Raw genomic sequence first — 26,695 nt, forward strand, 5'->3', positions numbered from 1 at the left:
CTATGTAGGCAACCCCACACGTATTTTTATTGTTTGTCCTCGCAATTAGACAGCCTCTATTTAGTGTGTGCTAGAGAGGACTATTTTGCAAGTAACGATTTACCTGTCATTTCAACTGGCTGTTCTGCGCCCAAAAGATCAAGCAGCGTCGGCGAAAGGTCCGCCAAAACACCGTCTTCCCGGAGCTGAACACCTGCTTTGGTCACAATCACTGGCACCGGATACGTGCTGTGTGAAGTAATCGGACGGCCCGCTTCATCCAGCATGAGATCGGCATTGCCATGGTCTGCCGTAATGACCGCTACTCCGCCTTTAGCGAGAATCGCTTCGACCACGCGTCCCAGGCAGGCATCTACTGTTTCTACTGCTTTGATCGTAGGCTCCATCATTCCGGAGTGACCGACCATGTCGCAGTTGGCGAAATTGAGAATGATTGCGTCAAAGTTTTCCGCTTCGATTTCTTTGACCACTGCATCTGTGAGCTCTGGAGCACTCATTTCCGGCTGCAAATCATACGTCGCTACTTTGGGAGATGGAATCAGGATACGGGTTTCGCCCGGAAACTCCTGTTCACGCCCTCCACTGAAGAAGAAGGTAACATGCGGATATTTCTCTGTTTCAGCTATTCGAAGCTGCTTCAAGCCTTGTTGGGACAAAACCTCTCCCAGCGTATTATCCAGGTTGGAAGGCTTGTAGGCTACATAGCCATTGACCGTCTCCGAAAAATGCGTCAAGCAAACGAAATGCAAATCACGCGGATGATTCTCTCCACGGTCGAAGCCACGGAAATCCTCGTTCGTAAACGCCTGTGAGATTTGGATCGCACGGTCAGGACGGAAGTTGTAGAAAATGATGGAGTCCCCGCTATGAATTGTGGAGACTGGCTCTCCCGCTTCATCGACGATCACTGTTGGCATAACGAATTCGTCCATGACTGACTTCTCATACGATTCTTTGATCGCCTGGATCGGATCCTGATAGCGAGGGGCATCGCCGTACACCATTGCCCGGTACGCCTTTTCGATACGCTCCCAACGCTTGTCACGGTCCATCGCATAATAGCGTCCCTGTACGGTGGCAATACGCCCTATACCGATTTCAGCGATCTTTGTTTGGAGCTGCTCCACGTACCCCACTGCGCTGTCTGGCGAGACGTCACGACCGTCCAAAAAGCCGTGAATGAAGACCTGCTCAAAATCCTGCTGCTTCGCAAGCTCCAGCATCGCAAACAAGTGATCGATATGGCTGTGTACTCCTCCATCGGACAAAAGCCCGAAAAGATGCAGCTGCTTGCCGTTTTTCTTGGCATGCTGGAACGCTTCGATCAAGGTCTCGTTTTCAAAAAACGCGCCTTCCCTGATCGATTTGGTGATTCGAGTCAAATCCTGATACACAACGCGCCCTGCGCCAATATTGAGATGCCCTACCTCAGAGTTGCCCATCTGTCCCTCTGGCAAACCTACGGCAAGTCCACTCGCCTCCAGTGTGGCATGTGGATATTGGTTCCAGTAGCGATCATAATTCGGCTTGCTCGCCTGCGCAACAGCATTCCCGTACGTTTCACTACGCAGGCCAAAGCCGTCCAAAATGAGCAGGGCAACCGGTTTTGGTCTTTGTGCCATCTCTCTTCTCCTCCTATCGCTGCGATGCTCCGTTTACAAGCTGCAGATAACTATCCGCGACAAGGCTGGCTCCACCAACCAAAGCTCCATCGATATCTGGCTGAGCCATATAACTTGCGATATTTTCCGGCTTCACACTGCCGCCGTACTGAATACGTACCTGCTGTGCTGTTTCCTGACCGAATTTCTCAGCAATCACGCTGCGAATAATGGCAATCGTCTCGTTTGCATCCTCGGCTGTAGAGGATCTGCCTGTGCCAATCGCCCAAATCGGTTCGTAGGCGATGATGGAACCAGCCACCTGTGCAGGCGTAAGTCCGGAAAAAGCAGCCTCTGTCTGAGTGCGAACGATATCAGACGTCTCCCCTGCTTCTCTTTGCTCCAGGCTCTCCCCTACACAAACAATCGGAACCAAGTCAGCTTTCAGCGCAGCTACGACTTTTTTATTGACGGTTTCATCTGTTTCATTGAAATACTGACGGCGCTCGGAGTGTCCGATAATGACATACGAAACACCGATTTCTTTCAGCATGGACGGACTGATTTCACCAGTAAACGCACCTTGCTCCTCGAAGTGCATGTTTTGTGCTCCGAGCGCGATATCCGTGCCAGCCAGCTCAGCACTAAGTGCAGGCAGGGCAGTAAACGGTGCACAAATCACTTTTTGTACTCCAGTAGATGTATTGCCTGCCTTGGCATTTTGCGCAAATTCCTTTGCCTCCACAATCGTCTTGAACATCTTCCAATTTCCCGCGATAATTGGTGTTCTCACGATATCTCCCCCTATTCGCTATCTGATAGCACTGCCACACCTGGCAGCTCTTTGCCTTCCATAAACTCGAGTGAAGCTCCGCCACCCGTGGAGATATGCGTCATTTGCTCCGCTACGCCAGCTTTTTCAACTGCCGCTACAGAGTCGCCGCCACCAATGATGGTCGTACCAGCACATTCTGCCATTGCCTTGGCTACACCAATCGTTCCTTGGGCAAAAGCGTCCATTTCAAAAACACCCATCGGTCCGTTCCAGACAACCGTTTTGGATGCTACGATGACACGCTGGAATTCTTCCACCGATTTTGGTCCAATATCAAGTGCCATCCAACCATCCGGAATCGCATCGATGGCAACCGTTTTGTTTTCTGCGTCAGCCACAAATCGGTCTGCTACGACAACGTCGACTGGCATCAGCAATTGAACACCGCGCTCTTTGGCTTGCTCCATCAAGCTGCGTGCGAGGTCGAGCTTGTCATCCTCACACAAAGAGGCACCAATACCGAAGCCTTGTGCCTTGAGGAACGTATTCGCCATTCCGCCGCCAATGATCAAATGATCGACCTTGGTCAACAAATTTTCAATGACTGCAATTTTATCTTTTACCTTTGCTCCGCCGACAATCGCCGTAAACGGACGCTCTGGACTTGTGAGCGCTCCACCCATGAAGCGAATTTCCTTTTCCATCAAAAGTCCTGCAACAGCAGGTATGTACTGGGCAATCCCCGCTGTAGACGCATGCGCGCGATGAGCAGCACCGAAAGCATCGTTTACAAACAGATCAGCCAAGGACGCAAAGCTTTTTGCCAATTCTGGATCGTTCTTTTCTTCTCCGGCATGGAAGCGCACGTTTTCCAACAGGATTACGTCACCATTTTCCATCCGTTCCACTACCGCTTCCACTTCTGCCCCCATGGAATCATCTAGCTTGCGCACTTGTTTATCCAATAGCGTCGATAGATGACTAGCGACAGGTGTCAGCCGCATCTCTTCCACCACTTGTCCTTTTGGACGGCCAAAGTGGCTCGCCAGGATAACCTTAGCTCCTGCATCCATCAGAAAACGGATGGTCGGAACAGCAGCACGAATGCGCGTATCATCGGTGATTACCCCGTCCTGCATCGGTACGTTAAAGTCGACACGGCAGAAAACACGTTTGCCTGCCAGCTCAACATCGCGGATAGATTTCTTGTTCATGAACGATCCTCCAAGTCATTAGGCTTAGTATTCCGAAAAAAACATATGGGAAAAGGGAGATTGCTCTCCCTTTTTATCCACAACAGTTCTATTTTACGTGTTACAAGCCGCGCTGTGCAACATAATGACACAAGTCTACCACTCGATTTGAATAACCCCACTCATTATCGTACCAGGAAACGACCTTCGCCATGTTGCCTTCGAGTACCATCGTAGACAAAGCATCAATCGTCGAGGATGCTGGGTTACCGTTATAGTCGGAGGATACCAACGGCTCTTCCGAATAGCCGAGAATTCCTTTGAGCGGACCTTCTGCTGCTTCTTTCAATGCGTTGTTGATTTCTTCCACAGTCGCATCTGTTTTTAATTCAACAACCAAATCAACCACCGATACGTTCGGGGTAGGGACGCGCATCGCGAATCCGTTCAGCTTGCCTTTCAGCTCAGGTAGTACCAGCGCTACCGCTTTAGCTGCACCAGTAGAGGTCGGGATAATATTTTCCGCTGCTGCACGGGCACGGCGCAAGTCTTTATGCGGCAAATCCAGGATTTGCTGATCGTTTGTGTAAGAGTGAACAGTCGTCATCAAGCCGCGAACGATACCGAATTTTTCATTCAAGACCTTGGCGTATGGAGCCAGGCAGTTCGTTGTGCAGGATGCATTGGAAATGACGGTATGCTGAGCTGGATCATATTTGTCTTCGTTCACGCCAAGTACAATCGTAATATCCTCGTTTGTAGCTGGTGCAGAGATGATGACTTTTTTCGCTCCGCCTTCCAGGTGCTTCGCAGCATCTTCACGCTTGGTGAAACGTCCAGTAGATTCTACGACGATTTCTACACCGTACTCTGCCCATTTGAGCTGCGCAGGATCACGCTCAGCGAGAACGCGGATTTCTTTACCGCCAACGATCAGCGTATTTTCACCTGCTTCTACAGGCAGATCGAGAACGCCGTGAACAGTATCGTATTTTAAAAGGTGAGCCAGTGTATGTGCGTCGGTTAAATCATTCACGGCTACGATTTCTACATTTGGATTGGAGAGTGCTGCGCGAAAAACGTTACGACCAATGCGACCAAAACCGTTAATCCCTACTTTTACCATAGAAAAACCCTCCTGCTCGTTAGCTTGCATTTTTATTAGTAGCGATCACCCTACCTTCAGGAGCCTTCCATCGGGTAGAGAGAATCGTGACAATCGGCAATAGTAATGAAAAGAACAAGAACGGCAGCGAATCGATTGTGGATACACCCAGAGTGACTGCCATCATCATAGCCAAGCCGTTCCACGGTATGAGCACCGGCATTACCAAAGTCGTGTCCATCATAGTCTTGCCCAATAGCTCACGTCCGCCTTCTCTTTTCGCAAAACGTCCGAGTAGCGTAGAGCCAAGTACTAGAATGGGGATCGTTTGGTTGCAGCTGATGATCACAACCAGAAGCGACAGGATAGCCAGCTTTATGACTAGGATAGTAGGACTTTTTGTATCCCCCATCATTTTGTCAACAATAGGCGTCAATAGATTAGCTTTGTTCAAAATTCCATTTAAAAATCCAGCCAGGATGATCAACAAGAGAACGTTGAACATAGAAGCAAACCCACCTCCATGTAAAAGCTCATCCAACGGCGTTCCTGATTGAAGCGCGTAGCCATACAGCATCGATTTGGCAAACGTCAGAATATCCTGCTGGCCATTCATGATAACCAGAATCGCACTGACGATGATGCCGTACAGCAAAGCAGTAACCGCTTTTACTCGTAGGGCGAAGGATATAAGCAACGTAATCAGCGGAAGCATGACCCACCAGCTAATGGAAAAATAATGGCTCAAAAGGTCCTGATACATCGGAATGGTATCGCTTGATCCCGCTGATCCGCGCATCAGGTCAAACAACAGAAACAGAACCGCGCAAATCCCAACCGTTATCATGGCTGGACGTCTCATCTGAATGTCCTGTGCCTCGGTCATTCCTACATTAGATAACACGAGCAATCGAGAACTGGAGATGGGGGAAAAACGTTCTCCTACCATCGCACCAGAGATAAGTGCTCCTGCCACCATTGCAGGTGATATTCCTGCAGCATGAGCAATTCCCATCAACGAAAGTCCGATCGTACTCAAGGTTCCGATGGACGTGCCGAGCAAATAGCTGACCACTGCCGTCAGAAGAAAGGAAAGGACCAGCAAGTAACTGACATTCACAATCGACAAGCCATAGTAGATAATTGCCGGAATCGTTCCTGCCATCATTAACAGCGGAATCAGAAGTCCTACAAAAAACAGGATGAGCAGCACAGGCTTTGCCTGCTTGACGCCTTCCCAACCAAATGCGAATTGTTCTTTCCAGGCAAAGCCTACTCTTTTCACACTAACCATTGTGACCAGGATTGCAAAAACAATTCCCAAATAGAGTGGAAAGCCTATCACCAGGCTCAGGACAATCCCGGTGATGAGCGACAGGATGGGTAGCACCGCTGCCATAGACATAAAACCAGCTTCCTTCCGTTACAATCGTGTTGACAGCAGGGACTTTGCGGCCCCTTCGTCTGTAATGAGTACATTTTGACACGATTGCTTAGCAAAGGAAAGAATCGCTTTTGCCTTACTTTTGCCCCCGGCAATAGAGAGCACGGCCTCAGCTTTGTGTACCTCTTCCAGCTGTAAACCGATCGTAGGCATTCGCTGTACGGTTTCGCCTGCTTCATTAAAGTAATACCCAAATGCTTCCGAAACAGCCCCACTGTTTACTAGTTCGCTGAGCTCTTCGTCTGAGTAATTCCTTCTTTTAGCCATCGTAATGGCGTCGCCAATTCCATGCAGAACGATTCGCGATTGGCCGAGGAGCGAGAGAACATCCTGCACCTGCGGCTCTTTCAGTAATGTCTGCAAGGCTTCCGGGTGCAAGCGATCAGGTACATGAAGCAGTCTGTACGTTGCGCCTGTGCGCGCCGCCATCGTGGATGCCAGTGTATTGGCTTGCAGCTCCACACGCTCGCCGAGTCCACCTCTGGCAGGGACAAACTGGACCGTTTTAAAGGTTGCTGACGGCGTCAGGTGACTCGCAATGCTGGCGATGGAGGAACCTCCTGTGACAGCGACGATATCTCCCTCCTGTACAACCTGCTTCAGTACCCTCGCACCTACGCGTCCCAGCTCTTCCTTGACCCATGGTGATTCATCCGCATCGCCTTGAACGACAATGACTTCTGGAATCCCCAGTCTTCGCTGCAGCTGTTCAGCCAGGTCCGTCAACCCGAATAGCTCGCCAACCAACGATTCCATTTCGTCCAATACTTGCTGCCCGTCTTCACTGAGAGTCATGCCCGCGGCATTCACGTGAAGCAGCCCTGTATCCTTGAGCAAATCTACCTCTGCTCGCAGGATACGCTCGGTCGTGTTCATCGTCTGAGCAAGAGCTCTACGCCCGATTGGTTGCAGATGATATATGGAGCGCAGCAGCATGTATCGATCCCGCAAAAGCGGAATCAGGTCTGGCACAAGCTTTTGTTGAAGCTCCAGTAAATGTCGCATGTGACAACTTCCTTAGTTGTATCTGTTTTTATTGGGACTTTTTTTGTCCCTATACATACATTTTTTGTCCCAATTGATGCAAAAAAAAGGAACAAACCTTACACCTCGAATGTAGCATAACTGTGGAAAACTTGCAAGATCCCCCGAGCCTAAACTTGCCCGGGGGATCTCTCTACTCAGCCATGCGCTTCAAAAATTCTTCTCTCAGCTCTGCCATCGTTACGACATGGGTAATCGAGCGAAACACAACCTCACCATCAATCGCTACTACCGGGATGACCAGCATCATTTCCTCATGTAATTGCTGGTCGCTCTCTATATCCACCACCTGCAGGCGGAGAGGGATTTCTTCAGCCAGTGCTTGTATCGCAAATTCAACCTGATCACACAGGTGACATTTTTTTCGTCCGTACAATACGATCTCGAGTCCGTTCTTGGCCATACTCATGAACGATTAATACCTCTTTCTTTTTGCAGAGGAAGGAATCAGCATTTCTTCCCGGTATTTGGCAACCGTGCGGCGGGAAATTTCGATCCCTTCCTCAAGCAGCATTTCTCCGAGCTTTTGATCGGACAAGGGACTTTTCCGATCCTCCTGCTCAATGAGCGCCTTGATCCGTCGCTTGACGCTCTCCGAAGAAGTTGCAGCCCCGCTTGATGTAGAGAGCGCCGAAGTGAAGAAGTATTTCAGCTCAAAAATTCCCCGTGGCGTCTGCACATACTTGTTGCTCGTAGCACGGCTAATCGTTGATTCATGCAAGCTGACCTGCTCAGCGATTTCCTTTTGCGTCATCGGCTTCAAATAATGTACTCCGCGGTCAAAGAAATCTTGCTGCATCTCTACGATTGCCTGTGTTACGCGCATCAGGGTCATGCGGCGTTGCTCCAGGCTTTTGGCTAGCCACATCGCCGCATTCAGCTTTTCGTGGATAAACTGCTTTGCCTCTTCCTGGCTTTTTTGCTGGTTCAACATTTTTTCGTAAAAATGGTTAATTTTCAGTCGAGGAGTTGCAACATCATTAACGAGAACTACATATTCAGTTCCCACTTTTTCAACCGTCACATCAGGGATGACATATCGAGTCTCAGACTGGGAAAACGCTGCGCCGGGACGTGGATTAAGCGTGCGAACCAAATCAGCCATCGTTTGCACATCCTGTGGCGTGCAACCGACCTTATCGGCAATCCGCTGGTAGCGTTTGTCAGCGAGGTCCTGCAAATGGTATCGAACGACCTGGGTAATCTTTTCATCATCGAGGGCAAGATGCTCCAATTGCAAAAGCAGACATTCCTCCAGACTGCGCGCAGCCACACCTACTGGATCAAAATGCTGCAAAACGGAGAGCACATCCTCAATCTCAAGAAATTCAGCTCCCAGCGTTGTACTCGCTTCCTCCAGCGTAATTTCCAGATATCCCTTTTCATCCAGATTCCCGATCAGAAAGAGGGCGATTTGCTTTTGCAAGGGTGTAAAGCCTTTGACGTACCCTAGCTGGCGCTCCAGGTGTTCATACAAGGAATCAGAACCTTGCTGCACATAATCCAGTGGATTGTAAGTGCTTTCATTTTTTGCCACAGAATATTCACCTGAAGCACGATTTCCGACGATTTCTTTCCAATCAATTTCTGGTGCCGGCTTTTCTGTTTTGGTCGATGCTACCTCTCCCGCAGCTTCCAGATCAAAAACAGGATTTTCATTTGCCTGCTCCTGCAAGTAAGAGATCAGGTCTACTGCAGAGTACTGCAATATGGTAATTGCTTGACGTAACTCTGGCGTCATCACTAACTTCAGCGTCTGTTCTTGATATAATCCCAGTCCCATGTTCATGAAGCTCGCCCCCTCTTCTCCCTAAATACCTCTGGTTGAATTCGCTCTACTTTCTATATTCTCATTATATTCGTTCTTGCTTGCAATTTTCCTGCCAATTATTGAATCAGGTACAAAAAAAGTGATCTCGTCTCATGCAAGATCACTTCGATAGGTGAACCCCTAAGCGCTACGACTTCTGTACAAGAGCAACATAAAGAATGGAGCTCCCACTGCTGCAGTAAAAACCCCTGCCGGAATATCCAAAGGAACAAATAGCGTGCGCGCTGCCAAATCAGCCAGCAGGACAAAAAATGCCCCCAGGATCGCTGACGCAGGTAACAAGCTGCCATAACTGGAACCGACCAGCTTGCGGGCCATATGAGGGGCCATCAACCCGACAAAACCGATTCCACCTGCAATACCTACGGCCGCTGCTGCCAATGCTACGCTGATCGCGATCAGCATGAGCCGCTTTCTTTCTACCGGGACCCCTACTCCTTTTGCCACATCATCTCCAAGCTCCTGAGCATTCAAGGTCCTCGCTTGAACCATGGTCATCACCAAAAAGATGAGGGTCCACGGAAGTAAACTAAGCACATGATTCCAGGAGCTCCCGTAAACGGTCCCGGACATCCAGCCCAAAGCCTGCGATGCGAGATACATCGGCCCTGAAATCATGAAATAGATCGTTAACGCTCCCATAGCCGTCGAGATGGATACACCGATCAGTGCAAAACGAAATGGTGACAGCCCATGCTTCCAAGCCGTGACATAGGTTAAGGAAGCAGCAAAGAAACCACCTACCAATGCTACAAGCGGAAGCCAGTGAATACTGTATGTCCCATTTGAAAAAGCAATAAAAGCGACCGCCGCAGCCGTTGCCCCGCTTGTTGTACCTATCAAGTCAGGCGAAGCCAGCGGATTGCGAACAAGTGCCTGAAGGATCGAACCTGATACAGCCAAGGAAGCTCCGACCAAAACAGCGACAACAATTCGCGGCAAGCGCAGTTGCAGGATGACTAGCTGATCCGAGCCTTCTCCTAAACCAACGAGTGATTTTAATACTTGCGACACGGGAATCCGAATGCTTCCCATACCGATGCTCACGACAATCGCCACTATCAAAAGGAGCGCCAAAATACAGATCACCGTTACAGAACGTTTATCTACCCGAAACGAAAAGCGTGGTTTTTGACTGCGAATTACGGTATATCTATCCATTCGTCTTCCTCCTCACAATCGCAATGACGAACGGCACCCCGATCACAGCCGTAGCCACCCCTACGGGTACTTCCTTGGGCATCAGCAAAAAGCGTGAAATCAAATCAGCAACTACTAAAAAGATTGCCCCAAACACAATGCTGTAAGGAATAATCCAGCGGTGATCGAAGCCCACAAAATACCTGACGATATGAGGAATAATGATGCCAACAAAACTGATCGGTCCTGCCAAAGCGACTGAACCACCAGCAAGAAGCACCACTACTGCCACTATCGCTGCCTTTACCCAGACAATTCTCTGGCCCAGGCTTTTGGCGACATCTTCACCCAATGCCATCAAATTGAGCGTTCCTGCCATAAAGCCTGCGCAAATCCATCCACACAGCAAATATGGAACGATCATGACAGCATACTTTAAATCCCTGCCCGATACTGAGCCGATCAGCCAATAAAGAGCTTCCTCCAGAGTCTTATTGTCTACCAGCATCAAAAGAGATGTTAAAGATGAAGCAAAAGCCGCAACTGCTGCCCCTGACAGTGTTACTTTTATCGGAGACATCCCGCCTCGACCAGCAGAGCCCAAAGCGTATACCAGCATCGCGGTAACGCCAGCACCAACAAAGCCCACCCACATCAGGTCAGCAAACGTAAAATTCGCTCCAAAGAAAAAAAGAGCAAGAATAATAAACAGCGCTGCCCCTGCATTGATCCCGAAAACAGAGGGAGAAGCTAGTGGATTGCGTGTAAGCGCTTGAAGAAGCACCCCGGCAACGGCTAGGCTTGCACCCACGATGGCAGCTGTGATAGCCCGAGGTACGCGTGTATTTTGAATGATGAGATGCTCAGTGCTGCCATTAAAGCTGACATACGCCTCAATAGCAGTCTTTAGATTGAAATTTTGAAGGCCGTACAAAACACTCGCAATCATGGCGAGTCCGAGTATACAGACTCCAACGACCAGCACCACCAGTTTTTGATTCCGGCTGAGCAAGAAAGCTTCCACGCCAATTCCCTACTTTCCGTGATCGCATTGGTCTTCTCGCAGACATCGTCTAGTTCGTCTTGCCCATGACCCAGACACAGGTAAAAGGAGACGGTCAGCAGCTTGCAACCGCCTCCTTTTTTAGAGAAGGATTTCACATACAACATAAAAAACTTATAAACTCTACACTTTTTTCATTTGCATATGCTTCTGTCCTGTCATATAATAAATTGGTATCCCATCATACGCCTGTAGCTCAGTGGATAGAGCAATGGTCTCCGGAACCATGTGCGGGGGTTCGATTCCCTTCAGGCGTACCATATAACAGACACGTGAGAACTGGTTGATGCCAGTTCTTTTTTGTTGCCCTGTTTACAAAGAAATGTCCGCGAATCGCTTCTCGATATCCTTCACCATCAATTTAGCCGCTTCAATACCGCCCGCCGTGTTCCAAATGGCTTCATCTACTTGATAGGTATGTCCTTTTTGCGTCACCTTCAGATTTTTAGCAAGCGGGTCACTCAACCATTCCGTGGCTGTCTTCGTTGCTCCGGTATCACCATCACGATCTGAAGCGAAGTAGAAAAATACATCTCCATCCAACACGTTCATTTGTTCTTTCGCGATGTCCTCAGAGAATTTTTCCTGATCCTGTGCTTTCGGGCGAGCAAATCCGAGCTTGTCCAAAATCACACCTGCGAAATTTTGCTTGTAGTATACACGAACCTTATTTGGCTGAATGCGTGCCAGGGAAATCTCCATTTTTGTCTTATCGCCCAATTTCGCTTTTGTATCCTCAATCAGCTTGTTAAAATCGGCGATAACCTTGGCTCCCTCTTCCTCCTTGTTCACTGCGCGTGCATACAATTCGAAGTTCTCAATCATGCTGTCACCCAGATTTTCCGTGAAAACGGTCGGTGCGATGGATGAGAGCTGCGCATAAATCTTCTCTTGACGTACTTTGGTGCCAAGAATTAAATCGGGCTTCAGACTGGCAATCAGCTCGATGTTTGGCTGCACTTCATCACCGACGACCTCGACACCACTCATTTGATCCTTGATATGATCAAACCACGGCTCGCCAATCCATGACTTCACTGCACCTACTGGCTTTATTCCCAGAGCTAGCAAGCTCTCTGTTCCTTGATTGGTCAACACAACGATTCTTTGCGGCGTACCTTTTATGATCGTCTCTCCCATTGCGTGGGTAACCGTCATTGTCTGCTCTGCTTGCGGTTGATTCGCCTCTGGCTTTGAGGCAGCTCCATCATTGCCGCATGCTGACACCAGAAGTGATACCACCATCAACAAAAGCAAAGACAAAGACATTTTTCCTTTTTTCAACAAACGATTTTCTCCCCTTTTCGGAACTTTTTATCGATAACGAATATCATTATCAATGAATGAGGGATGAAAAGACACTCGTCTATACATCTGCCTCTCCTTACACTTATTCTCCCGATGCGCATCTGGCAGATCAAATGTTACAATTGTAACACTAATATAGATTTCTTTGTTTTTCAAATGAATTCAGGAAAACTACGCCCAAAATAGACAAATGCGAGGATGTGTCACGTTTGCAACATACTCTAGCCCCTCGTTCGCTACAGTCACGGGAATGGATCATTCTTGCCTTGATCCAGCTCATGGAAAAGAAAGCGTACTCGCTAATTTCTATCACCGAAATTACACGAAAAGCCGGACTCGCCCGCCAAACCTTTTATCGCAACTACCAAGATAAAGACGATGTTTTGTTTGAGTATTTATGTAATCAGTATGAAACGTACTGGTATGTATCTCCTGAGCAAAGTGCTTTAGGCAAAGAGATGCTGATTTCGCTTTTTCACATGTGGAAGGAACAAGCTCCCCCGTCTTTGCTTGAAAATATATGGAATGGCGATCGTAAAATCAGACAAATCATTTTTAGAAGCGTAGAGCACTACATTCAAAAGCTTTACCATGGGGGATCTGACGAGGAAGAGAGAGCAGAGCAGGCAAGACTTCGCTATTATGCTCTGAGATCATTGGCGTCCACTCTGCACGTTCTACTGATCGAATGGACAATCCGTTTTTTTCAAGAATCACCAGAAGAAATGGGCACGATTTCTTACGAATTGACAAGCTCCATGAGAGAATTTCTTCGTGGATGAGCTTTTCACTCGAAAAGTACAAAGCCTGCGAAGCCATTTCTTCTTCGCAGGCGGTTATCGCGCTATCGTTTCAAAGCTTATTGATCGGTTTCTTTTTTGTTTGGATCAGGTAGTGGCTTTATCGGATCAATAACATCTGGTTTTCGGCCATATGCTTTGTTCGTCACTACAATCGTAATCCCGATAATTAAGACGAACATGATAACCACCGCGATAATAAAGCCTGTTGTCATGATTTGTACCTCCGTCTTCCTTTACTCTCCCCATTATAGCGTATTCTCCCAATCATTTTAAACCTTGTTTCCACTTCCATTCTTCCGAACAATACCCAATAATTTACTTTTTTAGGCTAACTGATAGGAATTTGCCTTCTTTTGGCGAATAAGTACGAATTGCGTCACACTACTTTGTTTACACAAAACTATCAAGGCAGGGGACACACGATGGCCAAACCCAAAACCCCTTACTCATGGAAAAAGAAGCGTTCAAAAAAGAAAAGCATGAATCGCATCATCACAGATCAAATCCTGAAAGCTTTTTTCCATTACACGACAGATACCATCTCCATTAGTGATATGGATGGCGATATCATTCTCGTCAATCAGGCATTCGAAAATTATTATGGCTGGTCTATGGAAGAGGTGCACCAATCACCCTCCTGCTTTATTCCCGATGATCTCATCATCGAGACCAGGCAGCTTTTCGAGGCAGTCAGGAGTATGGGGGTTCACATCACCAATTATGAAACCATTCGTAAGCGAAAAGACGGTACTCTGATCGATGTGACATTATCAGCAACGCCGATCGTGAACGAAGAAGGTACGATTATAGGAGCATCCTGCATCACCCGCGATATTACGGACCGCAAGAAAACAGAAGAAGCACTCAAAGCAACAGAAGCCAAATATCGGCTTTTGATTGACCATACCCAAGACATCGTTTCCATTTACGATGAAACCTTAAAGCTGATATATGTCTCCCCTTCTATTGAGCAGCAACTCGGCTATTTGCCTGAAGAGTACACTTCGCTGACAGGATTGGATATTTTGCACCCAGAAGACCAGCCCCTACTTCTCGCCAAACAACAAGAAATTCTTGATACCAAGCAGCCCCTTCAGTTTGAAGCAAGAGTCCAGGACAAGGACGGCAGGTGGATTTCATTTGAAATCCGTGGCATTCCTTTTGTGAACGACTCCGGTACCGTACAGAATATTATGCTCGTCTCACGAAATGTCATGGAACGGAAGCATTCGGAAGCAGCCTTATTGAAAAGTGAAGAAAAGCACCGTATCATCGCGGAGCATACCGATGACTTCATCATGATTACCGATATCAATGGGGATGTCGTGTATCTCTCTCCTTCCCATGAGCGGATTCACGGGAATCGAAAGCAATCTGGCATCGTTACTCTTATCGATGTTCATACTGATGATCGTCCTCTTGTTGTTGAGCATTTCAAAAAGCTTCTCGCTACCAAAGAGCCTCAGACATGTGAGTTCCGCTACCACTGTGTCGATGGAAGCATGATTGTTCTTGAATCAAAAGGTGTCCCGATTTTCTCCCCAACTGGCGAATGTGATGGATTTATTATTGTTTCTCGCGATATTACGGAAAGACGCAATAACGAGGATTTGCTGCGCAAAACGGAAAAGCTGTCCATGATTGGTGAGCTTGCTGCCGGTATCGCCCATGAAATCCGCAACCCGCTCACTGCTTTAAAAGGCTTTGTCCAGCTGCTATACCCGACTTTGAATGATAAAAAGATGTATGCCGATATCATGCTATCCGAGCTGGAGCGCATCAATTTTATCGTAAGCGAGCTTCTCGTACTGGCTAAGCCACAGAACGTGCAAATCAGGCATCTTTCTTTGGTAGGCTTGCTGGAAAATGTCCTCGCACTCTTGGCTTCCGAGGCAAATTTGAAAAATATACATTTTCATACCTCTTTCCCCGAGGCACCGATAATCGCCGGGGAAGAGATTCAGCTCAAGCAGGTTTTTCTGAACATCATCAAAAACTCCATCGAAGCAATTGCTGGGCAGGGTGAGATTCACGTTTCCACACGCTTGCTGGCCTCCAATCAGGTGATCGTCCGACTAGCCGACAACGGCTGTGGTATCTCCGAAGACATTATGCCAAGGCTAGGCGAGCCATTCTTTACAACCAAGGAGAATGGAACAGGGTTAGGACTCATGATCAGCTCCAAAATCATTAAAGACCACCATGGAAGCCTTCATATTTCCAGCCATAAAGAAGAAGGCACTGTCATTGAAATTACCTTGCCGATTGTCAGGCGGTAAAATGGGCCATCCTAAAAGGGCGAGATGACAAAATGCTAATGGAGGTATCAGATGGATTTTACGAAAATGAGTACGAGCGAGTTCGTCGCCAAGATCCACGAAGCCCAAGCCAAGGACCTCAAAAACAAGCAGCATCAAGGCTTAGGACATCCTGAGAAAAACTTGCCTACCAAGCACGGCATTCGCTAATGCATGTAAGCCCATCCGCGAGCCTCTCTCTCTGGTGGGCTTTTTTACTGGCTGCTTAAAAGGAATGCCCTGGAGAATCATTCCCCAGGGCTTTACGTCGTTATTGTGGATCTTGCTTGTTCAAATTGCGGTCGCGCTCTGATTTTTGCTTTTGGCTCCCTTGTGTCTTGCTACTGTGACCCTTGTTTCCGCCGTTTTTTGTATTTTGATTGTTTGACATGCGAATCCCTTCCTTTGTTTGCTGGTCTTCACGCCAAACGTAGTATGTCCCAAACGGCCATCAGGAAACCTGATTACTTCGCTTCCCCGATGTATACTTTTTGACCATTTTCATACTTGTACACATACACGGATGCGAACTCGTTATCACCTTTGTCGTTGAACGTTACATTCACGAATTTACCCTTGAAATCTTTTGTTTTATGAACAGCGTCCAGAACTTGCTCGCGGGATGGCTTTTTGCCGCCGTTTGCTTTGATGGCTTCTTCCAGACCGTTCAGCATAACGCCCATGGAGTCATAACCGAAGGATGTGAATATCCCTACTTTATTGCCCGTGGACGATTCAAAGTCAGTGATCCACTTCTTGCCTTCTTCTGTAGCGCCTACATCACCAACAGTGGAAGTAAATACGACGTTATTGGCATTGTCAGCACCTGCAATTTTCACGAGGTCAGCGGAGTCATAACCGTCTCCACCCATGAATACGCCCTTGAAGCCTTTTTCACGCGCTTGCTTTACAATGATCCCCGCGTCGGAATAGTATCCACCGAAATAAATCATCTCCGGCTTCGTAGCGAGAATTTGGTTAATGATCGCGCTATAATCTTTTTCCCCAGCTGTTACCCCTTCATAGCCGAGAATTTGTACGCCGTCTTTTTCAAATTGCTTTTTCACCTCATCCGCCAAGCCTTGGCCATATGCAGCCTTGTCATGCATGATGAATGCTGTTTTGATGCCTAATTGGTTTTTCGCGTAAACAGCGGCCTTGGAGCCTTGTTGGTCGTCACGCGCACAAATACGGTGAACAATTTTTTTACCTTGCTCTGTCAGATCAGAACCCGTTGCGGAAGGCGAGACCATCACGAGCTTTTCCTGATCGTATTGCGCTGCTGCCGTAATGGAGGCTCCAGTCGTAGCGTGGCCAACAACCCCTACTACATCAGCGTTGGAGATCAACATTTGTGCGACAGCAACCCCTTGTTTCGGGTCAGCCTGGTCATCCTGGGCCAAGAGCTGTATATCGAAGCCGAGCTGCTTGAATGCTTCCTGTTTTTCTTTCAGGGCGTACTCTGCACCCGCTTTTGCCGTACTACCATAATCGGAGTATTGACCAGACATCGGTCCTACTACCGCAATTACCAGCTTTTCAGTTGCTCCGCCGGCTCCACCGCTGTTTTGTTGAGGAGCTGGGGCTGCACTTCCGCCGCCGTTATTTTGCTGTGGAGCAGAGCTCTGGCCTCCGCCACAACCTGCAAGCACGGTTCCCAGTGCTACCGTAGCAGCCAGAATAGACAGTGTTTTCTGTTTTTTCATAGTGATATAACCCCCTCTTTATTTACGAGCAAACTATGATTTACTATCTTATTGTAAAATATTTTTGAAAATTTGCAATAGAAATAACGGTATTCAATATTAATATTATTTTATGCCATATGAATGATTAGAAAAACTCTAGCGCTGCTTGTTCCAGAAGAGATCAACCATGTTTTAAGGGAAAACTATTCTTGCTGAATCCGGATGCGGAATGGGTGAAAAAGCAGCTACCTTATCGAATCGGGTAACTGCTTTTGGAAATTTTTCTCTATTTTCTGTATTTTTGGGAATACACTTTGCATATAACGTATATCGCTACCACTACAAAGCCAACCAGCATGACTACATTGGCAAATGTACTTCCTTGCATCTTTTGGTTTCCCCTCTCCATCGCTGCTGCTCCCTATTATACGAAATAATCAGAAACAGCCACAATGGATGAAGCCTCCCAAACTTTTATGAATTGATTGGAATGGTAAGGCTGTAGGTGAGAGTTTTTTCATCGTAGCTCACTTTTGCTCCCAGCTCTTGAGCGATAAACACGAGTGGAACGAGAACGGCACCGGTAATGGGGCGTGGAGCATTTGGCACTTGGACCTCTTTGCCGTTTTTATAGGCGAACGTCGTATTTTCATACATACGCATTCTGTAGTCCGTACCTTTGGAAACGAGCAACGATTTCGTCATGGAATCCCACGCAGCAGATCCACCTAAAGCGATGGCCAAGGTGCTCGCATTGACGTAGGCTACGCCCTCATCTACCACGATCTCTTGTGGGAATTGAAACTCCTTGCCATTCAGTTGTACCTTGACTTGCTTTTGTTGTTGCACTGGTGCTGTTTGAGCAAAAGCAGCAGTAGCTGCTACACTCCCTGTTAATAGTGCTGTCGTCAGCACCATTGCAGAAACCTTGCGAAGCATAACTAACACCCCTCAATAAAATGTAATGAATTCCAATTTTGTCATTTTCGACAGGAATTCCCTATATCCTGCTTTCCTTATCCCATTCTTTTCCTATGTAAGAGATGAGCCAATCATGCCAAACTATGTAAAAAAGATTCGCTGGCGATAAAAATATCCTGCGAACAAATGTTTTTGTGCACAAGCTGTGGATAAAACTGTGGATAACTCTACGAGGGAAGGTATATACATGGCGGAACCAGCCTTTTACTTGATTTATCAGGAAGCAAGTGACGAGGAATGCCTTTTGACCATCCAGCCGTACAAGGATGAACAAGCCCTCGCCGAAGCCATCAACCAGCTGCAAGCGAAGGAAATCGAGGAATATACGATCATTCACGGCAAAAAGATGAAGGCATCCTTGCGTTTAGCCGTTGAATTGAGCGACTGGGATGAAGAATAAATCATTTCTTTGGGAAATAGGTTTATAGAGTGGCAATTTGGCAAACATGGTAGGGAGGACGTGCACTTAAGTGTTTGACCTTCATTGACCTTTTGTGTATGATTAATCTTACAAAGAGAGGAGGAAGACTAGATGCACATGAACTTGATTCCAACCGTCATTGAACAGACGAACCGTGGTGAACGTGCGTACGATATTTATTCCCGTCTGCTCAAGGACCGCATCATCTTTCTGGGAACCCCAATCAACGACACCGTAGCCAATATTGTTGTGGCACAGTTGTTGTTCCTTCAGGCGGAAGATCCGGAGAAAGACATTCATCTGTACATTAATAGCCCAGGTGGTTCGATTACTGCCGGTATGGCGATTTACGATACAATGCATTTCATTAAGCCAGACGTCTCCACGATTTGTATCGGAATGGCTGCTTCCATGGGTGCTTTCTTGCTCGCTGCTGGAGCAAAAGGCAAGCGTTTCGCACTGCCTAACAGCGAAGTCATGATCCACCAGCCACTCGGCGGTGCTCAAGGCCAAGCAAGCGATATTGAAATCGCAGCAAAACGTATTTTGAAGATGCGTGATCACTTGAATACGATCCTGTCAGAACGCACTGGGCAGCCATTGGAGCGCATTCAAAAGGATACAGACCGCGACAACTTCCTCTCCGCAGCTGACGCCGTAGAGTACGGACTGATTGACAAAGTCATTACTTCCGAGCCTTCTTCGAAAAAGTAACCAGGATGCTTGAATAGGAGGAAACACCCGACTGATACTTAGCCGGGTGTTTCTTTTTACGCTTCTTCCAACTGACTGATGGCGACAAATTCACTCTGAGCGGGATTTCTTTCTGTATGAACACGCGCAGTCGCTGTGTTTTCGTCGACATCATCAATCCATACAGACTTCCCTTGGTACGTCACCTGAATCTTTTCTTTTGAACGGACAATCTCTTGTACTCTAGCCACATCCACTTGCTGTCCCTCCTAGTCGTCCAGAGCTTGCTTGGCAGCAGTGGCTCCCGACATCGTATCCACGCTTGTTTCTTCAATCAGTCCATTCTGGTCAGAGACAATGCCTCCGCCCAAGCCTTCATTGATCATGCGGTCGATGTCCATATCATAAGCATCACGACCTTCATGTCTGGTATCACGATTGCTCACTTCATTCCCCTCCTTTTCGTATGCACTACAATCATTAGCAATGCCCTGACGACAGGAAAAAAATGTGTATAACCAAAAAAAGACACTTTCGGTAAGAGAAAGTGTCCTGCGAATCCTTATTCCCTATTCTTCTTTGCTTACCAAATTTACGAGGCTCGTAACTGCCTGGGAGGCATCCGGCCCTTCTGCTGCAATGGTAATTTCCGTTCCCGAACTGATTGCGAGGCTCATGATCCCCATGATACTCTTCGCATTTACCTTTTTGTTTTCTTTTTCTACGAATACTTCCGATGCAAAACGGTTGGCCTCTTGTACAAAAAATGCTGCCGGACGCGCTTGCAAACCGGTTTTTAATGCCACCACAACTTGCTGTTGAACCATGAATGGACCTCCCTACGCCATAGACTATTATCCATTAGTATATCATGCATCTAGATCGAAATATTTTGTTTTTCTCGTAATTTGTCAGCGATTTCGTTTATTTTTCGCAAGCGGTGGTTAATCCCAGATTTGCTAACTACCCCACTCGGCACCATTTCTCCCAATTCTTTCAAATTGATATCGGGATGAGCTAGTCGTAATTCGGCTACTTCACGCAGACGCTTCGGTAAATTCTCAAGTCCTACCTCGTTGTCGATCAGCTGGATATTTTCCATTTGCCGCGTGGCAGCGTTTACCGTTTTATTAATGTTAGCGATCTCACAATTGTGTAAACGGTTTACGGAGTTACGCATATCCTTGACGATTCGTACATCCTCAAAATACAGGAGTGCCTGGTGCGCCCCAATCAGGCTCAAAAACTCTGTAATTTTCTCGCCTTCTTTAATATAGAGAACATACCCTTTTTTCCGCTCGATGCACTTGGCATTTAGTTTATACCGATTAGCGATCTTGGTCAATGCTTCGCAAAAATCTTGATAGGAAGTGAATATTTCCAGATGATAGCTGGAAGCCTCCGGGTGATTGACCGAGCCCCCCGCCAAAAAGGCACCACGTAAATAAGCAGCTCTGCAGCAAGACTTTTTCACGATTTCAGGTGCGATTCCTGGAATAAAGGACAAGCTGTTATCCATGATGCCCAGCTCTTGCAAAATTTCATTTGCCTTATGTGGAATTCGCACAATGTATACATTGTTTTTCTTCAGACGCATTTTTTTACGAACAAGCAGTTCTGCGTGGATTTGGAACATTCTTTTGATCAATGTGTAAATGCGTCTGGCAATCGCCGCGTTCTCCGTTGTTACATCCAACACCAGTCGTCCGGCTCCAAACTGCAGACTGCCATTCATGCGGATCAAAGATGACAGCTCCGCCATGCTACAGCAATCCCCGCCCTCCTGCATGGTCAATTCTTTTTTGGTATGCGCGGCGAATGACATCGACTTTCACTCCTTCTCCAACTTCAGCACCTTCCGCCTGCGCTTGACAAGTGAAACCACCTGCTTGCTTACAGCATGCGCATCGTGCCTCAGGTAACCATCCTCAAATGTGACCAGCGGCTTCGCGACAACATGTAGTCCTAATTGGCGCAGCTTTTTCAGGTCACACGGGACAGGAGCCGCGCCCTTCTCTGCGTACTTCTCAAGTACGTGATTCGGCAGCTCTGCTGAATTGACAATGATCGTATCCAAGAATGGTTCATTCACATGTTCATACATGACATTCACATGCCGGGAAGCAGTAAAGCCATCCGTTTCTCCTGGCTGTGTCATGACATTGCAAATGTAGATCTTTGGTGCTGCTGAGCGTTTGATTGCAGCAAACAAGCCACGCACTAACAGATTAGGCAGGATACTCGTATACAAGCTGCCCGGTCCAATCAGTATGGCGTCTGCATCTGCAATCGCCAGCAATGCTTCGCTCAGTGGTACGGCATCCTCAGGATCGAGGAATACACGCTTGATTTCCTTACCTGTGAGCGGTATTTGGGATTCTCCGAAAACGAAAGATCCGTCTGTCATTTCCGCTTTCAAACGAATGGATTGTGTCGATGCGGGCAGTACATCCCCCCGGACAGCTAACACCCCACTCAACGTTTTGACTGCGGTGACAAAATCTCCTGTAATTTCATTCATTGCTGCAAGTAGTAGATTTCCCAAATTATGCCCGGCTAATCCCGTGCCCGTGGAAAAACGATACTGCATCACTTTTTCCATCATCGGCTCCGTATCGGCCAAAGCAGTCAACACATTTCGTATGTCGCCTGGCGGGAGCATATCCATCTCTTCACGCAAACGGCCGGAGCTTCCCCCGTCATCCGCGACAGTCACAATGGCGGTTATGTGCACCGGCTCATGCTTGAGTCCACGGAGCAGGACAGACAGACCTGTTCCTCCCCCAATTACGACAATACGTAATTGCCTTGGCTGCAGCCTCCCCATTCCCTTAGTCGGCATATGTCACCTCATTATCCCCTCATACACATAATAGGTGGCCCGATCTGATGTGAGTACGTACGTTTTCTTCCTGCCATCCTATGCTTACTTGGTCTTTTCCATGTCTCTATGACTGACACGTACCGAAAAATCTTTTCCAAACGTTTGTCCCAGGTGTTCTGCGATTGCAACTGAACGGTGTTTTCCCCCTGTACAGCCAATTCCAATCACAAGCTGGCTTTTTCCCTCACGTTGATAATGAGGCAAGGTATACGCCAAAAAGTCAGTCAGCTTTTCTATGAACTCTTTGGTCTCTGTATGTTCCATCACGTATTCCGCCACTTCCGGGTCACACCCTGTTCTTGGGCGCAGCTCCTCTATATAGTGCGGGTTTGGTAAGAAGCGGACATCAAACATCAGATCAGCATCAATCGGCGCCCCGTACTTGAAACCAAAGGACAATACATTAATCGTAAGTGGAGATCCATGTTGTCCGTATTGGCTGATGATTTTTTCACGGAGCTGTATTGGCTTCATTTGACTTGTATCGATAATTTGGTGCGCCCAACCCTTCATTTCCTGCAACAGGCGGCGCTCTGCATGAATCCCTTCAAGCGGTGAACCATTTGGTGAGAGCGGATGGCGACGACGCGTTTCTTTGTATCGGGAAACCAGGGTTTGATCACTCGCATCCAGATACAAGATGTGAAAGGAAAGTCCATTCATCTGGTTCAGGCTTTCGATTGTTACGGATAGACTTTCAAAAAACTCTCGCCCCCGCAAATCTATTACCAATGCGACTCGTTCAATACTCCCACCAGATTGTTGTACCAGCTCTGCAAATTTAGGTATGAGCACTGGCGGCAAGTTATCCACACAAAAATAACCTAAGTCCTCCAAGCTTTGTACAGCAACTGTTTTACCCGCACCTGACATTCCGGTAATAATCAGGAGATTAATGGCCTTGTCGTTTCCCAATTCCGTCACGCAACTCGCCTCCTACGATTCTGTCAATAGCATACCATATTGGCTGCCATATTCGCACCCTCCAGCTCTTTTGGGCAAAAAAAGATGCGCGACTGAGATCCCAGTCACGCAACAATGTTTATATAGATAAGGGGGTCAATTCATTGTCTTTATCTTACCCCTGAAATGTTTCAACCATGTTACAAGCAAATTAAGAGATTGTGACATTTTGTTCTTTTAGCTTTTCATCCAGTGCTTCTACGAAGTGCTGCGCGGATTGAGCCGCAATCGAACCGTCTCCTGTAGCTGTTACAACCTGACGCAGCATTTTCTCACGAACGTCACCTGCTGCAAATACGCCTTTTACTTTGGTGTACATTTTTTCATCTGTCAAAACATACCCTGCATCATTCGTAATTCCCAGTGGGCGTACGCTCTCAGTCAATGGGTCCATCCCTACGTAAATGAAGACACCGTCAGTTGCAAGCTCGCTTTGCTCACCTGTTTTTGTGTTTTCCAGCAAAACAGATTGAACTTTGCCTTCTCCACGAATTTCTTTTACAGCGGAATCCCAGATCACTTCGATTTTTTCGTTTTCAAAAGCGCGCTTTTGCAAGATTTTTTGGGCGCGGAATTGATCACGACGGTGAACAATTGTTACTTTGGAAGCGAAACGAGTCAAGAATACGGCTTCTTCTACTGCAGAGTCACCGCCGCCAACAACAACCAGCTCTTTATTGCGGAAAAAGGCTCCGTCACACACTGCGCAATAAGAAACGCCGCGGCCGGACAATTCTTTTTCTCCTGGAGCGCCAAGCAGACGATGTTCTGCCCCTGTCGCTACGATTACAGACTTAGCCAGGTATTCCTTGTCACCTGCAACAACGCGTTTGTACGGCTCCTCGTCACGGATTTCTTTGATTTCGCCGTATGCGTATTCTGCACCAAATTGCTGTGCGTGCTCAAACATTTTTGTAGACAAGTCGGGTCCAAGAATAGAACTGAAGCCTGGGTAGTTCTCGATCTCTTCTGTATTGGCCATTTGACCACCAGGGATCCCTCTCTCAAGCATCAGCGTACTCATGTTTGCTCGAGATGTATATACAGCAGCCGTCATTCCCGCAGGACCCGCACCGGCGATAATTACATCATAGATTTTTTGATCGCTCATATCTATTGCCTCCTCGTCTAACACGGTTTCTCTTTCTTGTTTAAACTAATTATAATGTAATAATCTATTTAAAATCAAGTGTCGACAATACTTTGACGCACTTTGCCACAGTTGTGACAGAGACTCCGTATTTTTTTGCCAGATATGCTTGCGATTTCTTTTCTTGCTTTACAGTTCCGTATACATATTCTAATGCAGCGACCCACGCTACTGCTTTCCGCACTTGCACCTGATTTTGAGCCTGTTCATGGTACTGGCTCCAAAAGCGGAGACACCATTCTCCCGCTTCCTTTTGTCCATCCTCCATCAGGAAATGACGAATTGCTTCTTCTACATTATCCTCCAGATGCACTTCCGCGATTGGGTAATCCTTGTGATCAGGAGCTTCTGCAGGCATGGCTGCTCCCATATCCGCAAGCGCCAGCAGTGCCAGCTTTTGCAGCTGCTGATTATCTGTCTGGTAATAAAATTGGCGGACGGCTGTTTCCGCCTCGTCGTCACCAATGAGGGACAACGTTTGCAAAACCGCAAATTTCACTTCATCGCGTCCGTGCTGCAATGCCCAGAGCAGTGACGCCCGGATCATGGGATCGCTTTTAAAATCTTCGACACCAGTGAATGAAGCTTGATCCCAGGACACATCGTTTTGCGGTGGATTGTATTGATAGGGGATCGGTTTTATAGTCTCCCCTTCTTGTTCGTTTCTTACCATTTGAATGTACTGATCGGCTATCCCTGCTTCAGGATCCATTTGCTTGGCTTTTTGCCACCAGCGGAGAGCCTGATCCTTGCGCCCACTCAAATAGGCAGAGATGGCTGCATAATGGTACGTACAAGCCTCCTGTGGCTGTCCAGAGCGCAGCATACGCTGGTAATGGAAGTATGCCTCGTCGTGCTGTCCGAGCACGCCCATCGTTGTCGCTAGCTTGTAGGTATTTTCCGGATGAAACGGAACCACCTTTTTTAACATGTCCATCAGGGTAAGCAGCTCTCCTGCTTCATTGTGATGCGACAGCAGGACGGCCAAATTGCACAATGCGTGCAGATTTCCGTTTTCCATGTCCAGTGTCTTCTCAATGGTGTCCATGGCTTTTTGAAAATCTCCTACATAATAGTAGGCGAGGGACAGGTTGTTCCAAGCTGGCAGAAAATCCGGGTCAGCCTCCACAATTTCCTTCAAGATGTCTAGCGCTTCTAGAAATCTACCTTCTTCCAGGCTCCGTCTCGCGCGTTCATGCTTGCTGTAGACATCTTCCTTGTCGCTAGGGAGGAAATGCCGCGGTGGCATGTCCAGCTCAAAATAAATGTAGTCAAGCAGCTCTTCCGCTTCTTCACGGTACGGACCAGTGCTGTCCTCCTGTAAATAACGAATCGCCAGCTCCTCTGCCATTTGAAAGTCTTCCAGATTCGCATAATTATTTGCCATATAGAAGTAGACTTCCGTCATGGTTGTATCCCATTTTTCGATAACCTCATAGAGAACATCGTTTGAGGCTTCAAATTGTCCAGTTTCCGCAAGAGCGCTCGCTAAATGACAATGACATTCAGCGCTAGTCGGGGCAAGCTCCACTGCTCTGCGAAATGATCGCAATGCTTTTTCATAATCATATCGATTTAAATAACGCATTCCACGATCTATAAAAAATGCGGCATCTTGCTTAAAGTCAACGACAGTCGTTTTTTTCAAAATACTTTTGTTATGTTTCATAAAACCTCCAACATCGTAGGAGCAGCACTCCCAAGTATCGTACCAGAAGTGCTGCTACCCTACAAGCTGACTCGCCTTTTAAATGTACTTTGCGAAAAAGCAGGAAAACACCACTGGCACATAGCAAGTGGTGTTTGCGAACTAAAAATGGAGCGGACGAAGGGTCTCGAACCCTCGACCTTCGCCTTGGCAAGGCGACGCTCTACCAATTGAGCTACGTCCGCATATCTTATCATATTTTTACGTTTAACTTGCTTGTAAAAACTGGTGAGCCATGAAGGACTCGAACCTTCGACCCTCTGATTAAAAGTCAGATGCTCTACCAACTGAGCTAATGGCTCGTACATGGTGGCTCGGGACGGAATCGAACCGCCGACACGAGGATTTTCAGTCCTCTGCTCTACCGACTGAGCTACCGAGCCAAAGACGTACTTTTCCCCACCAATTAAATGGCGGAGCTGACGGGACTCGAACCCGCGACCTCCGGTGTGACAGACCGGCGTGAACTCCAACTTCACCACAGCTCCGTGAAAAAGGAAGCGACAANGTGAAAAAGGAAGCGACAAATGCGCTTGGCATTCGTTCCTTCAAAACTGAATCTGCATGATTGCTAAGAGTGTGGATAAGTCCTCGACCGATTAG

Annotated in this window: 27 protein-coding genes and 5 tRNA genes; 6 read left to right on the forward strand and 26 right to left on the reverse strand. The window is 47.4% G+C overall.

What is annotated here, in order from left to right; genetic code table 11:
- Positions 1 to 80 precede the first annotated feature (80 nt).
- The 10 genes from gpmI to ADS79_RS30015 all read right to left on the reverse strand — a co-directional run bounded on the left by gpmI (position 81) and on the right by ADS79_RS30015 (position 11,157).
- Positions 81 to 1,622: a 2,3-bisphosphoglycerate-independent phosphoglycerate mutase gene (gpmI, locus tag ADS79_RS29970; protein ID WP_049742100.1), complete on the reverse strand. Its 1,542-nt coding sequence runs from the start codon at positions 1,620 to 1,622 to the stop codon at positions 81 to 83.
- Between the two features lie 13 nt (positions 1,623 to 1,635).
- Positions 1,636 to 2,394: a triose-phosphate isomerase gene (gene tpiA, locus ADS79_RS29975; protein ID WP_049742101.1), complete on the reverse strand. Its 759-nt coding sequence runs from the start codon at positions 2,392 to 2,394 to the stop codon at positions 1,636 to 1,638.
- Between the two features lie 11 nt (positions 2,395 to 2,405).
- Positions 2,406 to 3,590: a phosphoglycerate kinase gene (locus ADS79_RS29980; protein WP_049742102.1), complete on the reverse strand. Its 1,185-nt coding sequence runs from the start codon at positions 3,588 to 3,590 to the stop codon at positions 2,406 to 2,408.
- A 100-nt stretch (positions 3,591 to 3,690) separates the two neighbouring features.
- On the reverse strand, positions 3,691 to 4,695 hold the full coding sequence (gene gap, locus ADS79_RS29985; protein ID WP_049742103.1) for a type I glyceraldehyde-3-phosphate dehydrogenase: 1,005 nt from the start codon (positions 4,693 to 4,695) through the stop codon (positions 3,691 to 3,693).
- Positions 4,696 to 4,714: 19 nt separating this feature from the next.
- Positions 4,715 to 6,079 (reverse strand): Na+/H+ antiporter NhaC family protein, encoded by a 1,365-nt coding sequence (locus tag ADS79_RS29990; RefSeq protein ID WP_049742104.1) that lies wholly within the window; start codon positions 6,077 to 6,079, stop codon positions 4,715 to 4,717.
- Positions 6,080 to 6,097: 18 nt separating this feature from the next.
- Positions 6,098 to 7,123 carry a sugar-binding transcriptional regulator gene (locus ADS79_RS29995; protein WP_049742105.1) on the reverse strand — a complete coding sequence of 342 codons (1,026 nt, stop codon included), beginning with the start codon at positions 7,121 to 7,123 and terminating at the stop codon, positions 6,098 to 6,100.
- A gap of 172 nt (positions 7,124 to 7,295) precedes the next feature.
- Positions 7,296 to 7,565, reverse strand: a complete 270-nt coding sequence (locus ADS79_RS30000; RefSeq protein WP_049742188.1) for a glutaredoxin family protein — start codon at positions 7,563 to 7,565, stop codon at positions 7,296 to 7,298.
- A 12-nt stretch (positions 7,566 to 7,577) separates the two neighbouring features.
- Positions 7,578 to 8,951, reverse strand: a complete 1,374-nt coding sequence (gene rpoN, locus ADS79_RS30005) for an RNA polymerase factor sigma-54 (protein WP_049742106.1) — start codon at positions 8,949 to 8,951, stop codon at positions 7,578 to 7,580.
- Between the two features lie 162 nt (positions 8,952 to 9,113).
- The gene (locus ADS79_RS30010) at positions 9,114 to 10,154 is read right to left on the reverse strand and encodes a FecCD family ABC transporter permease (RefSeq protein WP_049742107.1); all 1,041 of its coding nucleotides are present in this window, start codon (positions 10,152 to 10,154) and stop codon (positions 9,114 to 9,116) included.
- Positions 10,147 to 11,157, reverse strand: coding sequence for a FecCD family ABC transporter permease (locus ADS79_RS30015; protein WP_141261163.1), 1,011 nt, complete (start codon positions 11,155 to 11,157; stop codon positions 10,147 to 10,149). The genes ADS79_RS30010 and ADS79_RS30015 overlap by 8 nt, the downstream gene beginning before the upstream one ends.
- 224 nt (positions 11,158 to 11,381) lie before the next feature.
- Here ADS79_RS30015 and ADS79_RS30020 point away from each other — a divergent pair.
- Positions 11,382 to 11,456: transfer RNA gene (locus ADS79_RS30020), tRNA-Arg, on the forward strand.
- Between the two features lie 52 nt (positions 11,457 to 11,508).
- Here the strand turns inward: ADS79_RS30020 and ADS79_RS30025 are convergent.
- A complete protein-coding gene (locus ADS79_RS30025) occupies positions 11,509 to 12,480 on the reverse strand; it encodes an ABC transporter substrate-binding protein (RefSeq protein WP_084766143.1) in 972 nt (323 codons plus the stop codon).
- 233 nt (positions 12,481 to 12,713) lie between these two features.
- Here ADS79_RS30025 and ADS79_RS30030 point away from each other — a divergent pair, with 233 nt between their 5' ends.
- Complete coding sequence (locus ADS79_RS30030) at positions 12,714 to 13,286, forward strand: TetR/AcrR family transcriptional regulator (RefSeq protein WP_049742108.1); 573 nt, start codon at positions 12,714 to 12,716, stop codon at positions 13,284 to 13,286.
- Positions 13,287 to 13,363: 77 nt separating this feature from the next.
- Here ADS79_RS30030 and ADS79_RS35770 read toward each other — a convergent pair whose 3' ends face one another.
- On the reverse strand, positions 13,364 to 13,519 hold the full coding sequence (locus ADS79_RS35770; protein WP_162839556.1) for a hypothetical protein: 156 nt from the start codon (positions 13,517 to 13,519) through the stop codon (positions 13,364 to 13,366).
- A 210-nt stretch (positions 13,520 to 13,729) separates the two neighbouring features.
- On the opposite strand from ADS79_RS35770, the gene ADS79_RS30035 reads away from it, so the two are divergent.
- Together ADS79_RS30035 and ADS79_RS34730 are read left to right on the forward strand one after the other, a co-directional pair.
- Complete coding sequence (locus ADS79_RS30035) at positions 13,730 to 15,586, forward strand: PAS domain-containing sensor histidine kinase (protein WP_049742109.1); 1,857 nt, start codon at positions 13,730 to 13,732, stop codon at positions 15,584 to 15,586.
- 51 nt (positions 15,587 to 15,637) lie between these two features.
- Positions 15,638 to 15,775 (forward strand): DUF4023 domain-containing protein, encoded by a 138-nt coding sequence (locus ADS79_RS34730; RefSeq protein WP_084766116.1) that lies wholly within the window; start codon positions 15,638 to 15,640, stop codon positions 15,773 to 15,775.
- A 293-nt stretch (positions 15,776 to 16,068) separates the two neighbouring features.
- Here the strand turns inward: ADS79_RS34730 and ADS79_RS30040 are convergent, their stop codons facing one another.
- Both ADS79_RS30040 and ADS79_RS30045 read right to left on the reverse strand, forming a co-directional pair.
- Positions 16,069 to 17,310 carry a branched-chain amino acid ABC transporter substrate-binding protein gene (locus ADS79_RS30040; protein WP_049742110.1) on the reverse strand — a complete coding sequence of 414 codons (1,242 nt, stop codon included), beginning with the start codon at positions 17,308 to 17,310 and terminating at the stop codon, positions 16,069 to 16,071.
- 456 nt (positions 17,311 to 17,766) lie between these two features.
- The gene (locus ADS79_RS30045) at positions 17,767 to 18,231 is read right to left on the reverse strand and encodes a copper amine oxidase N-terminal domain-containing protein (protein WP_049742111.1); all 465 of its coding nucleotides are present in this window, start codon (positions 18,229 to 18,231) and stop codon (positions 17,767 to 17,769) included.
- 229 nt (positions 18,232 to 18,460) lie between these two features.
- Between ADS79_RS30045 and ADS79_RS30050 the strand changes: the two genes are divergently transcribed.
- Both ADS79_RS30050 and clpP read left to right on the forward strand, forming a co-directional pair.
- Positions 18,461 to 18,673: a hypothetical protein gene (locus tag ADS79_RS30050; RefSeq protein ID WP_049742112.1), complete on the forward strand. Its 213-nt coding sequence runs from the start codon at positions 18,461 to 18,463 to the stop codon at positions 18,671 to 18,673.
- A 132-nt stretch (positions 18,674 to 18,805) separates the two neighbouring features.
- Complete coding sequence (clpP, locus tag ADS79_RS30055) at positions 18,806 to 19,408, forward strand: ATP-dependent Clp endopeptidase proteolytic subunit ClpP (protein WP_049742113.1); 603 nt, start codon at positions 18,806 to 18,808, stop codon at positions 19,406 to 19,408.
- A 56-nt stretch (positions 19,409 to 19,464) separates the two neighbouring features.
- On the opposite strand, the gene ADS79_RS30060 is transcribed toward clpP, so the two are convergent.
- The 12 genes from ADS79_RS30060 to ADS79_RS30110 all read right to left on the reverse strand — a co-directional run bounded on the left by ADS79_RS30060 (position 19,465) and on the right by ADS79_RS30110 (position 26,580).
- Positions 19,465 to 19,644 carry an H-type small acid-soluble spore protein gene (locus ADS79_RS30060; RefSeq protein ID WP_049742114.1) on the reverse strand — a complete coding sequence of 60 codons (180 nt, stop codon included), beginning with the start codon at positions 19,642 to 19,644 and terminating at the stop codon, positions 19,465 to 19,467.
- Between the two features lie 12 nt (positions 19,645 to 19,656).
- Positions 19,657 to 19,833, reverse strand: a complete 177-nt coding sequence (locus ADS79_RS35775) for a hypothetical protein (protein ID WP_162839557.1) — start codon at positions 19,831 to 19,833, stop codon at positions 19,657 to 19,659.
- Between the two features lie 123 nt (positions 19,834 to 19,956).
- Complete coding sequence (locus ADS79_RS30065; RefSeq protein ID WP_049742115.1) at positions 19,957 to 20,214, reverse strand: HPr family phosphocarrier protein; 258 nt, start codon at positions 20,212 to 20,214, stop codon at positions 19,957 to 19,959.
- 50 nt (positions 20,215 to 20,264) lie between these two features.
- Positions 20,265 to 21,212 (reverse strand): DNA-binding protein WhiA, encoded by a 948-nt coding sequence (gene whiA, locus ADS79_RS30070; protein ID WP_049742116.1) that lies wholly within the window; start codon positions 21,210 to 21,212, stop codon positions 20,265 to 20,267.
- A 6-nt stretch (positions 21,213 to 21,218) separates the two neighbouring features.
- Positions 21,219 to 22,229, reverse strand: a complete 1,011-nt coding sequence (locus ADS79_RS30075) for a gluconeogenesis factor YvcK family protein (RefSeq protein WP_049742117.1) — start codon at positions 22,227 to 22,229, stop codon at positions 21,219 to 21,221.
- Positions 22,230 to 22,313: 84 nt separating this feature from the next.
- On the reverse strand, positions 22,314 to 23,195 hold the full coding sequence (gene rapZ / locus ADS79_RS30080; RefSeq protein ID WP_049742118.1) for an RNase adapter RapZ: 882 nt from the start codon (positions 23,193 to 23,195) through the stop codon (positions 22,314 to 22,316).
- Positions 23,196 to 23,385: 190 nt separating this feature from the next.
- Complete coding sequence (gene trxB / locus ADS79_RS30085; RefSeq protein WP_049742119.1) at positions 23,386 to 24,345, reverse strand: thioredoxin-disulfide reductase; 960 nt, start codon at positions 24,343 to 24,345, stop codon at positions 23,386 to 23,388.
- 64 nt (positions 24,346 to 24,409) lie between these two features.
- Positions 24,410 to 26,053, reverse strand: coding sequence for a tetratricopeptide repeat protein (locus ADS79_RS30090; protein WP_049742120.1), 1,644 nt, complete (start codon positions 26,051 to 26,053; stop codon positions 24,410 to 24,412).
- Between the two features lie 148 nt (positions 26,054 to 26,201).
- Positions 26,202 to 26,277: transfer RNA gene (locus ADS79_RS30095), tRNA-Gly, on the reverse strand.
- A 41-nt stretch (positions 26,278 to 26,318) separates the two neighbouring features.
- Positions 26,319 to 26,394 (reverse strand) — tRNA-Lys (locus ADS79_RS30100).
- A gap of 5 nt (positions 26,395 to 26,399) precedes the next feature.
- Positions 26,400 to 26,475, reverse strand: a tRNA-Phe gene (locus ADS79_RS30105).
- A 28-nt stretch (positions 26,476 to 26,503) separates the two neighbouring features.
- Positions 26,504 to 26,580: transfer RNA gene (locus tag ADS79_RS30110), tRNA-Asp, on the reverse strand.
- Between the last annotated feature and the right edge of the window lie 115 nt (positions 26,581 to 26,695).

The sequence above is a fragment of the Brevibacillus reuszeri genome (genome assembly GCF_001187725.1).
Classification (GTDB): domain Bacteria; phylum Bacillota; class Bacilli; order Brevibacillales; family Brevibacillaceae; genus Brevibacillus; species Brevibacillus reuszeri.

Coding starts and splice junctions, on each gene's coding strand:
- gpmI (WP_049742100.1), bottom strand. CDS start 1,622: ATGGCACAAAGACCAAAACCGGTTGCCCTGCTCATTTTGGACGGCTTT.
- ADS79_RS29980 (WP_049742102.1), bottom strand. CDS start 3,590: ATGAACAAGAAATCTATCCGCGATGTTGAGCTGGCAGGCAAACGTGTT.
- gap (WP_049742103.1), bottom strand. CDS start 4,695: ATGGTAAAAGTAGGGATTAACGGTTTTGGTCGCATTGGTCGTAACGTT.
- ADS79_RS29990 (WP_049742104.1), bottom strand. CDS start 6,079: ATGTCTATGGCAGCGGTGCTACCCATCCTGTCGCTCATCACCGGGATT.
- ADS79_RS29995 (WP_049742105.1), bottom strand. CDS start 7,123: ATGCGACATTTACTGGAGCTTCAACAAAAGCTTGTGCCAGACCTGATT.
- ADS79_RS30000 (WP_049742188.1), bottom strand. CDS start 7,565: ATGGCCAAGAACGGACTCGAGATCGTATTGTACGGACGAAAAAAATGT.
- rpoN (WP_049742106.1), bottom strand. CDS start 8,951: ATGAACATGGGACTGGGATTATATCAAGAACAGACGCTGAAGTTAGTG.
- ADS79_RS30010 (WP_049742107.1), bottom strand. CDS start 10,154: ATGGATAGATATACCGTAATTCGCAGTCAAAAACCACGCTTTTCGTTT.
- ADS79_RS35770 (WP_162839556.1), bottom strand. CDS start 13,519: ATGACAACAGGCTTTATTATCGCGGTGGTTATCATGTTCGTCTTAATT.
- ADS79_RS30035 (WP_049742109.1), top strand. CDS start 13,730: ATGGCCAAACCCAAAACCCCTTACTCATGGAAAAAGAAGCGTTCAAAA.
- ADS79_RS34730 (WP_084766116.1), top strand. CDS start 15,638: ATGGATTTTACGAAAATGAGTACGAGCGAGTTCGTCGCCAAGATCCAC.
- ADS79_RS30040 (WP_049742110.1), bottom strand. CDS start 17,310: ATGAAAAAACAGAAAACACTGTCTATTCTGGCTGCTACGGTAGCACTG.
- ADS79_RS30045 (WP_049742111.1), bottom strand. CDS start 18,231: ATGCTTCGCAAGGTTTCTGCAATGGTGCTGACGACAGCACTATTAACA.
- ADS79_RS30050 (WP_049742112.1), top strand. CDS start 18,461: ATGGCGGAACCAGCCTTTTACTTGATTTATCAGGAAGCAAGTGACGAG.
- clpP (WP_049742113.1), top strand. CDS start 18,806: ATGCACATGAACTTGATTCCAACCGTCATTGAACAGACGAACCGTGGT.
- ADS79_RS30065 (WP_049742115.1), bottom strand. CDS start 20,214: ATGGTTCAACAGCAAGTTGTGGTGGCATTAAAAACCGGTTTGCAAGCG.
- whiA (WP_049742116.1), bottom strand. CDS start 21,212: ATGTCATTCGCCGCGCATACCAAAAAAGAATTGACCATGCAGGAGGGC.
- ADS79_RS30075 (WP_049742117.1), bottom strand. CDS start 22,229: ATGCCGACTAAGGGAATGGGGAGGCTGCAGCCAAGGCAATTACGTATT.
- trxB (WP_049742119.1), bottom strand. CDS start 24,345: ATGAGCGATCAAAAAATCTATGATGTAATTATCGCCGGTGCGGGTCCT.
- ADS79_RS30090 (WP_049742120.1), bottom strand. CDS start 26,053: ATGAAACATAACAAAAGTATTTTGAAAAAAACGACTGTCGTTGACTTT.